At 71.2% G+C, this 13290-nt stretch carries 15 protein-coding genes; 12 read left to right on the top strand and 3 right to left on the bottom strand.

The genetic code is table 11. From position 1 onward, the window contains the following. The first annotated feature begins 247 nt into the window (after nt 1-247). From J2S22_RS22445 to J2S22_RS22420, 6 genes are all read left to right on the top strand, one after another. Complete coding sequence (locus J2S22_RS22445) at nt 248-1618, top strand: glutamate--cysteine ligase (RefSeq protein ID WP_272777383.1); 1371 nt, start codon at nt 248-250, stop codon at nt 1616-1618. A gap of 25 nt (nt 1619-1643) precedes the next feature. Next, complete coding sequence (gene ybaK / locus J2S22_RS22440; RefSeq protein ID WP_272777384.1) at nt 1644-2117, top strand: Cys-tRNA(Pro) deacylase; 474 nt, start codon at nt 1644-1646, stop codon at nt 2115-2117. Between the two features lie 134 nt (nt 2118-2251). Then, on the top strand, nt 2252-2824 hold the full coding sequence (locus J2S22_RS22435; protein ID WP_272777385.1) for a PAN domain-containing protein: 573 nt from the start codon (nt 2252-2254) through the stop codon (nt 2822-2824). A gap of 83 nt (nt 2825-2907) precedes the next feature. After that, complete coding sequence (locus J2S22_RS22430; RefSeq protein WP_272777386.1) at nt 2908-3165, top strand: hypothetical protein; 258 nt, start codon at nt 2908-2910, stop codon at nt 3163-3165. A gap of 70 nt (nt 3166-3235) precedes the next feature. Next, the gene (locus J2S22_RS22425) at nt 3236-3436 is read left to right on the top strand and encodes a hypothetical protein (RefSeq protein ID WP_272777387.1); all 201 of its coding nucleotides are present in this window, start codon (nt 3236-3238) and stop codon (nt 3434-3436) included. 341 nt (nt 3437-3777) lie between these two features. Then, nucleotides 3778-4410 carry an NAD(P)-dependent oxidoreductase gene (locus J2S22_RS22420; protein ID WP_272777388.1) on the top strand — a complete coding sequence of 211 codons (633 nt, stop codon included), beginning with the start codon at nt 3778-3780 and terminating at the stop codon, nt 4408-4410. A 23-nt stretch (nt 4411-4433) separates the two neighbouring features. Here J2S22_RS22420 and tlpA read toward each other — a convergent pair whose 3' ends face one another. Beyond that, a complete protein-coding gene (tlpA, locus tag J2S22_RS22415; RefSeq protein WP_272777389.1) occupies nt 4434-5111 on the bottom strand; it encodes a thiol:disulfide interchange protein TlpA in 678 nt (225 codons plus the stop codon). Nucleotides 5112-5136: 25 nt separating this feature from the next. Between tlpA and argH the strand changes: the two genes are divergently transcribed. Beyond that, nucleotides 5137-6525: an argininosuccinate lyase gene (argH, locus tag J2S22_RS22410; protein WP_272777390.1), complete on the top strand. Its 1389-nt coding sequence runs from the start codon at nt 5137-5139 to the stop codon at nt 6523-6525. Between the two features lie 85 nt (nt 6526-6610). Here the strand turns inward: argH and J2S22_RS22405 are convergent, their stop codons facing one another. Beyond that, nucleotides 6611-6988, bottom strand: coding sequence for a hypothetical protein (locus J2S22_RS22405; RefSeq protein WP_272777391.1), 378 nt, complete (start codon nt 6986-6988; stop codon nt 6611-6613). A 282-nt stretch (nt 6989-7270) separates the two neighbouring features. Here J2S22_RS22405 and lptM point away from each other — a divergent pair, with 282 nt between their 5' ends. From lptM to J2S22_RS22380, 5 genes are all read left to right on the top strand, one after another. Beyond that, complete coding sequence (gene lptM / locus J2S22_RS22400) at nt 7271-7522, top strand: LPS translocon maturation chaperone LptM (protein WP_272777392.1); 252 nt, start codon at nt 7271-7273, stop codon at nt 7520-7522. 114 nt (nt 7523-7636) lie between these two features. Beyond that, on the top strand, nt 7637-8902 hold the full coding sequence (lysA, locus tag J2S22_RS22395) for a diaminopimelate decarboxylase (protein WP_272777393.1): 1266 nt from the start codon (nt 7637-7639) through the stop codon (nt 8900-8902). Between the two features lie 80 nt (nt 8903-8982). Then, the gene (locus J2S22_RS22390) at nt 8983-9216 is read left to right on the top strand and encodes a DUF433 domain-containing protein (protein ID WP_272777394.1); all 234 of its coding nucleotides are present in this window, start codon (nt 8983-8985) and stop codon (nt 9214-9216) included. Nucleotides 9217-9230: 14 nt separating this feature from the next. Then, entirely contained in the window at nt 9231-9584 is a 354-nt protein-coding gene (locus J2S22_RS22385) for a DUF5615 family PIN-like protein (RefSeq protein ID WP_272777395.1), read from the top strand. 124 nt (nt 9585-9708) lie between these two features. Next, on the top strand, nt 9709-12276 hold the full coding sequence (locus J2S22_RS22380; RefSeq protein WP_272777396.1) for a TIGR02302 family protein: 2568 nt from the start codon (nt 9709-9711) through the stop codon (nt 12274-12276). Between the two features lie 31 nt (nt 12277-12307). Here J2S22_RS22380 and J2S22_RS22375 read toward each other — a convergent pair whose 3' ends face one another. Beyond that, entirely contained in the window at nt 12308-13252 is a 945-nt protein-coding gene (locus J2S22_RS22375) for a 2-dehydropantoate 2-reductase (protein ID WP_272777397.1), read from the bottom strand. Between the last annotated feature and the right edge of the window lie 38 nt (nt 13253-13290).

Raw genomic sequence — 13290 nt, 5'->3', positions numbered from 1 at the left:
TCTCGCACGCGTCACGATCGGCTCGCTGCTCCGCTTCATCCGGTCTCGATCGGTCCCGTCTAGCACAAGTTTCGGGCCGGAAAAATTTTTCCCGGAAATGCGGTTACCTTGCGGCGCCCGGCCGGGCCGCGCCGCGAGGTGGGCGGTCCGGCCGGCATGCAACCCCGAAAAAGGGTGCAGCTCCGGCACGTTGCTCTTTCGTCCGGGGTGTGTAAGGTCGCCGCGCCTCTGCCCACCGGGACGTTCCATGGCTCGTGACGTGATCGATATGACGCCGCTCCAGTCGCGTGACGAGCTGGTCGCGTGGTTCGCAGCCGGCGAGAAGCCGAAGGACCGGTTCCGGATCGGCACCGAGCACGAAAAGTTCCCGTTCACGATCGCCCGCCACGAGCCGCTGCCCTACGAGGGCCCGCGCGGCATCCGTGCCCTGCTCGAGGGCATGCAGATGATTCTCGGCTGGGAGCCGATCATGGAGGCGGGCCACATCATCGGGCTCGTCGACGTCACCAAGGGCGGCGCGATCTCGCTCGAGCCCGGCGGCCAGTTCGAGCTCTCCGGCGCGCCCGAGGAGACCATCCACCAGACCTGCTCGGAGCTGCAGGCGCATCTCGCCCAGCTGCGCGAGGTGGCGGCGCCGCTCGGCATCGGGTTCCTCGGCCTCGGCATGGCGCCGACCTGGACCCGCACCGAGATGGCGGTGATGCCGAAGGGCCGCTACCGCATCATGACGAGCTACATGCCGAAGGTCGGCAGGCTCGGCCTCGACATGATGTACCGGACGTGCACGGTGCAGACCAATCTCGACTTCTCGTCGGAAGCCGACATGGTGAAGAAGCTGCGCGTCTCTCTGGCGCTGCAGCCGATAGCGACCGCCCTGTTCGCCAACTCGCCGTTCACCGAGGGCAAGCCGAACGGCTTTCTCTCGTTCCGCTCCGAGATCTGGCGCGACACCGACGCCGACCGCTCCGGCATGCTGCCCTGGGCGTTCGAACCCGGCATGGGCTACGAGCGCTGGGTCGACTACGCGCTCGACGTGCCGATGTACTTCGTCAAGCGCGGCGACCGCTACATCGACGTCGCGGGACGCTCCTTCCGTGACCTCCTGGACGGCAAGCTGGCCGAGCTGCCGGGCGAGCGCCCCACCCTGTCGGACTGGGCGAACCATATCTCGACGATCTTTCCCGAGGTGCGGCTCAAGCGATACCTCGAGATGCGCGGATCCGACGCGGTGCCGTGGCGGAGCCTACCGTCGCTGCCGGCCTTCTGGGTCGGCCTGCTCTACGACGACGCCAATCTGGACGCAGCCTGGGAGATCGTGAAGGGCTGGACCGCCGAGGAGCGCCAGATGCTTCGCGACGAGGTGCCGCGGCTCGGCTTCGCCGCGACGATCGCCGGCCGCAGCGTGCTCGCGCTGGCACGCGAAGCCCTGGCGCTCGCCCGTGCCGGTCTGGCGCGGCGGAACCGGCAGGACTGGATGGGGCGCGACGAGACACGCTACCTGGCGCCGCTCGAGCAGATCGCCGAGCGCGGCCGCACCCCGGCCGAGGAACTGCTGGACAAGTTCCACGGCGCCTGGGGCGGCTCGGTCGACCCGGTGTTCAACGAGTACGCCTACTGACGCACGCATCTCGTCGGGGGACAGCATGGCGAAGGGAACGCCGGCCACCCAGGCCCTGGAGAAAGCGGGAATCGCCTTCTCGCTGCGCGAGTACGACTACGATCCGGACGCCCCGCGCATCGGTCTGCAGGCGGCCGAGGCGCTCGGCCTGGATCCGGCCCGGGTCCTCAAGACGCTGATGGCGCGGGCCGATCGCGAGCCGGTCTGCGTCGTCCTGCCGTCCGACCACGAGGTCAGCCTCAAGAAGCTCGCGGCCGCGGCCGGGGCGAAGCACGCCGACATGCTGCCGCCCGCCGAGGCCGAGCGGATCACCGGCTACCACGTCGGCGGCATCTCGCCCTTCGGCCAGAAGAAACGTGTTCGCGTTTTCGTCGAGCAGACGGCCCTCGAACATCCGACCGTGGTGCTGAACGGGGGCCGCCGCGGCCTGCAGGTCGAGATGAAGCCGGCCGATCTCGTCGGCGCGCTCGGCGCCACGGTGGTGCCGCTGACCGCCTGAGCGGCACGGCGGCGCCCCGCCTCCCGCGGCCGGGCCGCCTGTTCGGCCGACGGCATTTGCGCTAGATCTCGACCCGGAGCAGCCGGGCGAGTCATGGCCTTCGAGCGGGGCGACCGACGATGACGCGAGGCACAGTGTCGGCCGTTTCCCGTCTGTCCGCCCGCCGCTGCGGTCTTCTCGGTCTCGCCGCCGCCGTCGCTCTCGCCCTGCTGGCGTGGGCCGACCGTCCCGCCGGCGCCCAGGTCGGCTGGGACCGGCCGGGCAGCGACTATTCGACCTTCGCAGTCCGCAACGCCGATCCGGCCGTCTGCGCCGCCCGCTGCGAGCGCGACGGCCGCTGCCGGGCCTGGAGCTTCGCCTATCCGACCGCCGAGCACGGCGCCGTCTGCCGGCTCAAGGCCCAGGTGCAGCCCCGGGTCGCCGACCCCTGCTGCGCCTCCGGCGTCAAGGGCGCCGGAGTGATCGAATCGAACGACGGCGGCGCCGAGATCGGCATCGACCGGGCCGGCGGCGACTACCAGACCCTCGACCTCACCGCCGACGCCTCCTGGCAGACCTGCAAGGCCGCCTGCGAGGGCGAGAGCCGCTGCCGGGCGTGGACATTCCTGCGCGCCGGCTATGTCGGCCCGGCCCCGCGCTGCTACCTCAAGAGCCGCATTCCGGCGCCCCGCAAGCGCCCGTGCTGCGTTTCGGGCGTGGTGAAATAGCAGGGCTGCCCCGCGGTCTTCTCGCGCCTGGTGACGGTTCGTTAACGGCCGGACGCCTAGGATTCCGGCCGAGGAGCGGACCGATGGGAATCGTCTCGTCACAGTTCAACTGGGTGTCGACGCCGACCGCGTATTCGCAGGTGACGAACTGGCGCGCCAAGCAGAAGGCGTTCAACAGCAACGTCGCGGCCAACCTGGCTGCGGTCAGCTACACGTTCGCCGACACGGCGACCACGCTCGGCACGGGCATGGGCGAGATCGCGGCGAAGCGCGCCGCGGTGCGCGTCCAGGCGGAGCTGCAGGCCAAGATCGCCAAGACGCAGCTCGACATGTCGGCCTGACGGTCGCGACGATTCTCATTCTCCGGCGCGGCCTCGCCGCCGCCGCCGCCCAGAACAAGGCAGGGACGCGATGGACACCACGGCAGTTGCGGGAGCGGCGATCGGCGCCAGGACCGGCGAGGCCCAGATCGGCGTCGCGGCCAAGATGATGAAGATGAACGCCCAGCAGGAAGCCGACATCGCCAAGCTGGTCGAGGCCGCCGCCGAGAACGGGCAGCGGCTCGCCAACGTCGCCGCCGGCGTCGGCCGCGCGCTCGACATTACCGTCTAGCGTCCATGCCGACGGCCGGCCGCCGGCGCTTGCGTCCGGCTCGCCGCTGGCCGCGGTGGAGCGGTCAGGCTCTTCGAGAACGCATCGTGTTCGAACGGACCCGAGCGATGCATGACGTGCGCTCGCACCGGATCGCTTGTTCTCGAAGGCGGTGAAGCACACAGGCCGCCGGCATGCCGGAGGAACGTCCTCGGCCGGTTCCGGCATCGGGTGAAATTGATCGGAGTCCGGCGCGCAGGCGGTGATCCGACCGGCCGCCTACGTCATTACAGCAGGGTGTCCGTAGGCGCCGCCTCGCGGCGTCCGGCACGATCCGCTGCGTCCAGTCGAAGGATCCCGGAATGGCCCGTGTCCTGATCGTCGGTGCGTCCAAGGGCATCGGATTCGAAACCATGATTCAGGCGCTGGCTGCCGGGCACGAGGTCCGCGCCTTCGCCCGGTCGGCGCCGAGAATCAAGCCCGCCCCCGGGCTGGAGATCGTGCGGGGCAATGCGTTGAAGCGCGACGACGTGGCGGCGGCGGTCCAGGGCATGGACGTCGTGATCCAGGCGCTGGGCATCGGCCTCGCGGACATGATCGGGCCGGTCCGCCTCTTCTCCGAATCGACGAAGCACCTGATCGCCGCGATGGAGACGCATCGCGTCCGGCGCCTGATCAGCGTCACCGGGTTCGGGGCGGGAGAAAGCCGCAGCAGCATCAACCTGATCCAGTACGGGCCGTTCGTCCTGGTCTTCGGCCGCGCCTACGACGACAAGAGCCGCCAGGAGAGGCTGATCAAGGAGAGCGGGCTGGACTGGACGATCGCCCGCCCCGGGGTGCTGACCAACGGCCATCGAACGCGGGAGTACCGCGTCCTGGTCGAGAAGAAGCAGTGGCGCAACGGGCTCGTCTCGCGGGAGGACGTGGCCGATTTCCTCGTCGGCCAGATCGGCGACCGGTCGCTGATCGGGAAGGCGCCCGTCCTGGTCTACTGACCACGGGCGACGCCACGGGCCCGTCAGCGGGCCAGCGCCGCCCTCACCAGAGCGAGCGCATCCGGGCTCGCCCATTCGGCCGGCCCGGCCAGCGTCGCCACCGTGCAGCCCGACGGGTCGACCAGCACGGTGGTCGGCAACCCGAAGGCGCCGAGCTCGCGCAGGACCTTGCCGCTCGGATCCGCGTAGTAGGCGAGCCCGTCGATCCCGACCTCCTTCAGCCACACCCGCGGCTTGTCGGGATTGCGGGTGTCCACGTTCACGGCGACCACCTCGAACCGCTCGCTTCCCGCCTGGCGTTGGAGGGCGTCGAGCGCCGGCATCTCCTTGCGGCACGGCACGCACCACGTCGCCCACAGGTTGAGGAGCACGGTGCGCCCCTTCCAGTCGGCGAGCGTCCGCGGGGTCCCGGTCCCGTCCACAAAGGCGAGGTGCTGCAGGGATCTCGGCGTGTCGGCGACGGCCACGGCCGCCACCTCGCCGCGGGCGAGCGGCGCGACGCGCTTGGCGAGATCGAGCGCGGGGGCGCAGGCGACAGGCTGCGGATTGCGCCCGAAACCCGACAGGCCGTATACCGCCCCGGCGCCGACCGCGACGGCGACGCCGAGCGCGAGCCCGACCAGCAGGGCTTTTCGCGGCCGGCGCGGCGGCGGCGGCGCGGTCTCCGGGGTCTCGGACGTCGTCACGGGATCATCGGCCATGGGCGGACACTGCTAGGAACGCGGAATGAGCAACAAGATGTGGGGCGGCCGGTTCGAAAGCGAGCCCGCCGCGATCATGGCCGAGATCAATGCCTCGATCGATTTCGACCGCAAGCTGTACAGGCAGGACATCGCTGCGAGCAAGGCGCATGCCGGCATGCTCGCCGATCAGGGCATCATTTCGGCGGCCGACGCGGAGGCGATCGCCAAGGGGCTCGACGCCGTCCTGGCCGAGATCGAGGCCGGCAGCTTCGAATTCAGCCGCGCCCTCGAAGACATCCACATGAACGTGGAATCGCGGCTCAAGACGCTGATCGGCGAGCCGGCCGGCCGGCTGCACACGGCCAGGTCGCGCAACGACCAGGTGGCGACCGACTTCAAGCTGTTCGTGCGCGACGCCATCGACGGCATCGACGCGCTCTTGGCCGACTACCAGCAGGCCCTCGCCGAGAAGGCGCTGGCGAACGCCGACACCGTGATGCCGGGCTTCACGCATCTGCAGACCGCCCAGCCGGTGACGTTCGGCCACCACCTGCTCGCCTATGTCGAGATGGCGGGCCGCGACCGCGGCCGCTTCGCCGACGCTCGGGCGCGGCTCAACGAGTGCCCGCTCGGCTCGGCCGCGCTGGCCGGCACCTCGTTCCCGCTCGACCGCCACAAGACCGCGGCGGCGCTCGGCTTTTCTCGTCCCACCGCGAACTCGCTCGATGCCGTCTCGGATCGCGACTTCGTCCTCGAGACGCTCGCGGCCGCGGCGATCGCCTCGGTTCACCTGTCGCGCTTCGCCGAAGAGATCGTGATCTGGACGTCGCCGCTGGTCGGCTTCCTGAAGCTGACCGACGCGTTCACGACCGGCTCGTCGATCATGCCCCAGAAGCGCAATCCGGACGCGGCCGAGCTGGTGCGGGCCAAGACCGGCCGCATCTGCGGGTCGCTGACCGCGCTGCTGATGGTGATGAAGGGGCTGCCGCTCGCCTACCAGAAGGACATGCAGGAGGACAAGGAAGGCGCCATGGACGCCCTCGCGGCGCTCGAACTGTCGCTCGTCGCCATGGCCGGGATGGTGCGCGACATGACGCCCGACGCCGCGCGCATGCGCGCCGCCGCCGGGGCCGGCTACGCCACCGCGACGGACCTGGCCGACTGGCTCGTTCGGGTGCTCGGCATGCCGTTCCGCGACGCCCACCACGTCACGGGCCGCATCGTCCAGGCCGCCGAGAAGGCCGGCCTCGACATCGCGGAGCTTCCGCTCGACGCCATGCAGGCCGTGGAGCCGCGCATCACGGCCGCGGTATTCGATGTGCTGACCGTCGACAGCGCCGTGAAGAGCCGCGCCAGCTATGGCGGCACCGCCCCCGACAATGTCCGGGCGCAGGCGCAAGGCTGGCTCGACCGGCTCGCCGCCGAGACCTGAGGGCCCCGGACACGCCAAGGCCGACGCCCGGTTGCCCGGGGCCGGCCCTGCCGTTCGGCTCGCGCTCGAACAGCGGCGAAGTCGATCAGTTGCCGCCGATATTGCCCTTCGGGCCGGGGTTCGGCACGTTGCTCGGAGCGTTCGAACCGCGCGCACCGAGGTTCTCGGCCGGAGCACCGGTCGCCGCCGGCGGCATCGTGCTCGGACGCTGCGAATCGCCGAGCGAATTGGTCCCCGACCCTGCCCCGGTGGTGCCCATCGGGGCACGGGGGGCCACCCCCGGCTGGCCGACGCCGCCGGTCGAGCCGCTGGTGCCGATGTTGCCCTTCGGCGGCACGTTGTTCGGCACCTCGGAGCCGGTCGGATTGTTGGGATTGCCGGTCTGGGCGAGCGCGGGAGCGGCGAGAGCGGTCACGCCCAGGGCCAGAACCCCGGCGCGGATCAGGTTGGTGGTCGACGGCATTCCGATGCCTCCTCAATGGCTTACAGCTTCGAAGCGGTTGCGCTGGGACAACCGCACCCGGGAGATGCGGTTCCGGCGTCAGATGCGTCGGGAGAGCTGATGCACGGATCACACGGTCGCGGCGAAAACGCCCTCGGCCTCCTGAAAAGGCCCGAATTTCGCGTCCAGATGCTGTAGGGTCGGCAATGGTGACCGACCGCCGCAGTTTCTCCTGCGTGGCGGCGGGCGTTTCGCCGCACGGAGTGGGGACCCATGGGGGCGACAGGTGGGGGCGACAGGGTCGTGAGCCGGACGCACATGATCAGGGTGCTGACGATCGTCGCCTTGGCTGGCGCGCTCGGTCTCGCCGGCTGCGGCCGCAAGAGTTCGCTCGACCCACCGCCCTCCGCCCAGGCGGCCCCGCCGCCGCCGGCCGCCGAGCAGCAGGGCTGGCGCTCACCGACGCTGGTGCCCGACATGACGCCGCAACAGCAGCAGATGACCCTGCCGCCGGCCCGTCAGCGCAGCTTCCCGCTCGATCCGCTTCTCAACTGAGCGGCTTTGAACTAAACGCTGGCACGCGCCTGCACGTCGCGACACCCGTCCCGGCCCCGGCCGGGGCGCGCCCGCCATGATGCCGCGCCGACACCGCTCCCGCCCGAGGCGCCCATGCACCATTTCCAGTATCGCGACGGCGTGCTGCACGCCGAGGCGGTCGATCTCGTCCGGATCGCCGAGGCGGTCGGGACACCGTTCTACTGCTACTCGACCGCCACCCTGACCCGGCACTACCGGGTGTTCGCCGAGGCCTTCGCCGACGTCCCGGCGACGATCTGCTACGCCATGAAGGCGAACTCCAACCAGGCCGTGATCCGCACGCTCGCAAAGCTCGGCGCCGGCGCCGACGTGGTGTCGGGCGGCGAGCTGAAGCGGGCGCTCGCGGCCGGCATCCCGCCCGAGCGGATCATGTTCTCCGGCGTCGGCAAGACCGCCGACGAGCTGGCGCTCGCGGTCGACACCGGCATTCTGTGCGTGAACGTCGAGTCCGAGCCGGAGCTGGACCTGCTGTCCGCGATCGCGGCGCAGAAGGACCGGCGCGCCGGCATCTCGCTGCGGGTCAACCCGGACGTCGATGCCGGCACCCACGAGAAGATCTCGACCGGCAAGGCCGAGAACAAGTTCGGCATCCCGATTTCTCGCGCCCGCGACGTCTACGCCCGGGCGGCCCGCCTCCCCGGCGTACGGGTCGAGGGCGTCGACATGCATATCGGAAGCCAGATCACGGCGCTCGGCCCGTTCCGCGACGCCTTCGCGCTGCTGGCCGACTTCGTCCGCACCCTGCGGGCCGACGGCCACGCCATCTCGCACATCGATTTCGGGGGCGGTCTGGGCATTCCCTACGACGAGAGCGAGGACGAGCCGCCGCACCCGGAGGCCTACGCGGCCGTGGTCAAGGAGGCGACGCGCGATCTCGGCTGCCGGCTGCTGTTCGAGCCGGGCCGGCTGCTGGTCGGCAATGCCGGCATCCTGGTGACCCGGGTGATCTACGTGAAGCGCGGCGAGGCCAAGACCTTCGTGATCGTCGACGCCGCCATGAACGACCTCGTCCGCCCGACCCTCTACGACGCCTTTCACGCCCTGCGGCCGGTGGTCGCGCCTGCAGCCGGCACGCCGAGCCTCGTCGCCGACGTGGTCGGCCCGGTCTGCGAGTCGGGCGACTTCCTGGCGCTCGACCGCGACATGCCGGAGCCGAAGCCGGGCGACCTGATCGCCGTGATGACGGCCGGCGCCTACGGGGCCGTGCAGGCCGGCACCTACAACACCCGCCCGCTCGTCCCCGAGGTGCTGGTGAACGAGGCCGACTGGGCCGTCGTCCGCCCGCGCCTCGCGGTCGAGGAGATCATCGCCCGCGACACGCTGCCGGGTTGGCTGTAGAGGATTTCGCGAGCGGGATGCGGCGGACGAGGGTTTGAGCTAATCTTCGCGGCAGGTCCGGCGAGCGCACGGAACCCACGATGGATCAGCTCACCCGCATCACGCGCGATCCCGCCGTCATGGGCGGCAAGCCCTGCATCCGCGGCCTCCGGGTCACGGTCGGCACGATCGTCGGGCAGATCGCTGCCGGCCAGAGCATCGATCAGATCCTCACGGATTATCCGTATCTCCAGCGCGAGGACGTACTCGAAGCGCTTCGTTATGCCGCGTGGCGGGCCGAGGAGCGCGAGGTCGACCTGACCGCCAGCCGATGAGATTCCTGGTCGACATGAATCTCTCGCCGGCCTGGACGCGGTTCCTCCAGAAGGCCGGGTATCCAGCGCAGCACTGGTCCGAGATCGGGCCCGGGAAGGCACCGGACGAGGAGGTGCTGCAATGGGCGGCCGATCACGACCACGTCCTGCTGACCAGCGATCTGGATTTCGGAGCCGTGCTGGCCGGATCTGGGCGACGACGTCCCAGCGTCGTCCAGGTCCGCAGCGACCTGCTCACGCCGGGTGCCATCGGTGCAATGATCCTGGCAGCGCTCCGAAAAGCCGAGCCCGATCTCGTGCGCGGCGCGCTCCCGTCCATCGACCCGGCGAGAGCACGGATGCGGGTGCTGCCTCTGCCCGGCCCGTAACTTGCCTGACCACTCGCTGGGCAAGGCCTGACAATGCCGTGATCCGACGCATTTCGGCCGCGCCCGCATGCCAGCCTGGATTGTCGCGTGTTATAGCCGAGAGGCGACACCCCCGGAGAGCCGTTTGAGCGATCAGACCCCAGCCCCCGACAAGCAAGCCGCCGACACGCCCGCCGCGTCCACGCCCGACCGCACCGCCGACACGCTCGGCGCGGCGCTGGCCCGCGCCCGCTGGGCGTTGCTGTGGGAGCGGCTGTGGCCCGCGGTCGCGCTGCTCGCCACCGTGGTCGGCGCCTTCCTGGCCGCCTCCTGGCTCGGGCTGTGGCTGTGGCTGCCGCCGGTCGGCCGGGCGATCGGCCTGCTCGGCTTCGTGGGGCTGCTGATCGCGGCGCTGGTGCCGCTGGCGCGGCTGCGGTTTCCGGATCGGACCGTCGGCCTCGCCCGCCTCGACCGAGAATCGGGCCTCGCCCACCGGCCGGCGACGGCCGCCGCCGATACCATCGCCACCCCGGCCGAGGACCCGTGGGCACTCGCTCTCTGGCGCGCCCATGTGGAGCGTTCGCTCGCCGCCGCCCGGGCCTTCAAGGTCGGCGTGCCGGCGCCGCGGCTGATGGGCCGCGACCCCTTCGCGGTCCGCATGCTGGTGCTGCTGCTGGTCGCCGTATCCTTCGTCTCGGCCGGCGGCGACCGCACGCGGCGGTTCGCCGCGGCGTTCGACTGGCAGAGCGCCGTGGTGCCCAGCAACTTCCGGCTCGACGCCTGGGTGTCGCCCCCCGTTTACACGGGCCGTCCGCCCGTGATCCTGCCCGGCGTCCGCCCCGGCGAAACCGCCCAGGCCGGCATTCCGGCCTCCGTGACCGTGCCGGCCGGCAGCGTGCTGGTGATCCGGGCGAGCGGCCAGGCGGGCCTCGACGTCTCGACCACGGGTGGCCTCGTCGAGGCTGCCCCCGACCCCGCCACCAAGGCGCCCGCCGGCGCCGAGGAGCGCCGCTTCACCATCAAGGAGCGCGGCACCGCGACGGTGCGCGGCACCGGCCACGACCTCGCCTGGAGCTTCGTCGCCACCCCGGACCGGGCCCCGACGATCGCGCTCACCAAGGATCCCGAGCCGCAGGCGCGGGGGTCGCTCCAGCTCAGCTATAGACTCGAAGACGACTACGGGGTGGTCGAGGCGCGGGCCGCCGTCACCGCCAAGCCGGGCGCTGCCGCACGGCCGTTGTTCGATCCGCCCGACTTCGCCCTGACGCTGCCGCAGGCCCGCACCCGCAACGGCGTCGGCCAGACCACCAAGGATCTCACCGAGAACCCCTGGGCCGGTGCCGAGGTCACCCTGACGCTGACCGGCAAGGACGAGGGCGGCAACGAAGGCCGCAGCGAGCCCGTCGAGCTGCGCCTGCCCGAGCGCCTGTTCGTCAAGCCGCTGGCCCGCGCCCTGATCGAGCAGCGCCGCAATCTGGCGCTCGACGCCGACAGCCGCGACACCGTCGCGGTGGCGCTCGATGCCCTGGCCATCGCGCCCGACCGCTTCACTCCCGAGGCCGGCACCTATGTCGGCCTGCGCTCGATCTTCTACACGCTCGCCCGCGCGAAGACCGACGACGACCTGCGCGAGGTGGTCAACGAGCTGTGGGCGATGGCGGTCCAGCTCGAGGACGGCAACGTCGCCGACGCCGAGCAGCGTCTGCGCAATGCCCAGGAGGCGCTGCGCCAGGCGCTGGAGCGCGGCGCCAGCGACGAGGAGCTCAAGAAGCTGATGGAGGAACTGCGGGCCGCCATGCAGCAGTTCATGCAGGCGCTCGCCGAGGAACTCCGCAAGAACCCGCAGATGGCGCGGCCGCTCGACCGCAACGCGCGGGAGCTGCGTTCGCAGGATCTGCAGAGCATGCTGGACCGGCTGGAGCAGCTCGCCCGCTCCGGCGCCCGCGACGCCGCCCGCGCCCTCCTCGACCAGCTCCAGTCCATGATGGAGAACCTGCAGATGGCCCGTCCCGGCCAGCAGGGCGACATGGACGACGACATGATGTCGGCGCTCGACGAGCTCGGCGACATGATCCGCAAGCAGCAGCAGCTCCGCGACCGCACCTTCCAGCAGGGGCAGGACCAGCGCGGGCAGCGGGGCCAGCGCGGCCGCCGCGGCCAGCCGCCGGAGGGCGAGCAGCCGGGCGACCCGGGCGACTACAGCCAGCTCCAGCAGAACCAGCAGGCGCTCCGCGACCAGCTCAAGAAGCTGATGGAGCAGCTTCGCCAGAAGGGCCTCGGCCAGCCGCAGGACGGCCAGGGCGAGCAGCCGGGCGGCGACCAGTTCGGCCGCGCCGAGGAATCGATGGGCGACGCCGCCGGCGAGCTCGGCCAGGGCAATTCGGACGGCGCGGTCGACAGCCAGGGCCGGGCGCTCGACGCGCTCCGCAAGGGCGCCCAGGGCCTCGCCCAGCAGCTCCAGCAGCAGATGGGCCAGGGCCCCGGCCCGGGCCGGCCGGGGCGCGGCCAGATGCGCGCCCAGCAAGACACCGATCCCCTCGGCCGCCCGTTGCGCGGCCGCGACTACGGCGACGACACCACCGTCAAGGTGCCGGGCGAGATCGACGTCCAGCGGGCCCGGAGAATCCTCGAGGAGCTGCGCCGCCGCTTCGCCGACCCGCTGCGCCCGCAGCTCGAGCTCGACTACATCGAGCGCCTGCTGAAGGATTTCTGAGGCACGCGGATCTAAGCCGAACGCACCGAGCTCACCCCGCCGCCCGCGTCACGCCGGCGTTCGAAGCCGCGTCGCTGATCGCCCGCAGCAGGGCGAGGAAGGCCCGGTTGAGCGGCGTCGGGACTCCATGGCGTTCGCCCGCGGCGACCACCGCGCCGGTGAGCGCGTCGACCTCGAAACCGCGCCCGGCCAATCGGTCGTAGTACATCGAGGTTCCCGCTTCGGGCGGATAGTTCATCAGATACGCGAAGGCGCGCACCGGCTCGTCGGCGGCGAGATCGGCGCCGTCGGCGCGGCCGACCGCGGCGGCCTCCTCGAGCACGGCCAGACACAGCGCCCGGACATCGTCCCGCCGCAACACCGACTGACGTTGCATCGTCAGGGCCGTGATCGGGTTGGCCGTCACGTTGAGGAGAAGCTTCTTCCAGGCCAGCGTCGCGAGGTCGGGCGTGATCAGCAGCCGCAGCCCCGTGCCGTCGAGCAGTGCCGCCAGCGCACGACCGTCGCCGTCGTCGCCGATCGCGAGGTCCCACGGGCCGGCGCGACGCATCCGCACCCCGGCGGACGCCAGGCGCTCGCCGTTGTAATAAACGACGGTGGGCACCACCCGGGCGGGTCCGGCGAACGGTCCCACCCGGCGGACCGGATGGATGCCGTTCTGGAGGACGGCGATTCGGGTCCGCGTGGCGCAGAGGCGGGCGAGCCACGGCGCGGCCGAAGCAGTCTCGTGCGCCTTCGTGCACAAGATCACCCAGTCGACCGGGTTCGCCGCTGCAGGCTCGACGAGACCACGCAGCGCGACGTCGAAGGCTCCGTCCGGGTGCTCGACGGTGAGGCGGTCCAACGGCCGGCGTACGCAAGCAACGATGTCGTGCCGCCCCGCCCGGCCGAGCAGGCCGGCCACCACCCCGCCGATTCCGCCGAGTCCGACCACCGCGACATTGGCTCGTTCATCCCCGGGGCCCGTGGTGCTCATGTCTCAACGCCCGCATATCGATGCCGACAGCCTCAACA

It is taken from the genome of Rhodoplanes tepidamans, assembly GCF_030813915.1.
GTDB classification, from domain to species: domain Bacteria; phylum Pseudomonadota; class Alphaproteobacteria; order Rhizobiales; family Xanthobacteraceae; genus Rhodoplanes; species Rhodoplanes tepidamans.
This window is presented reverse-complemented; position numbering and strand designations above follow the sequence as displayed.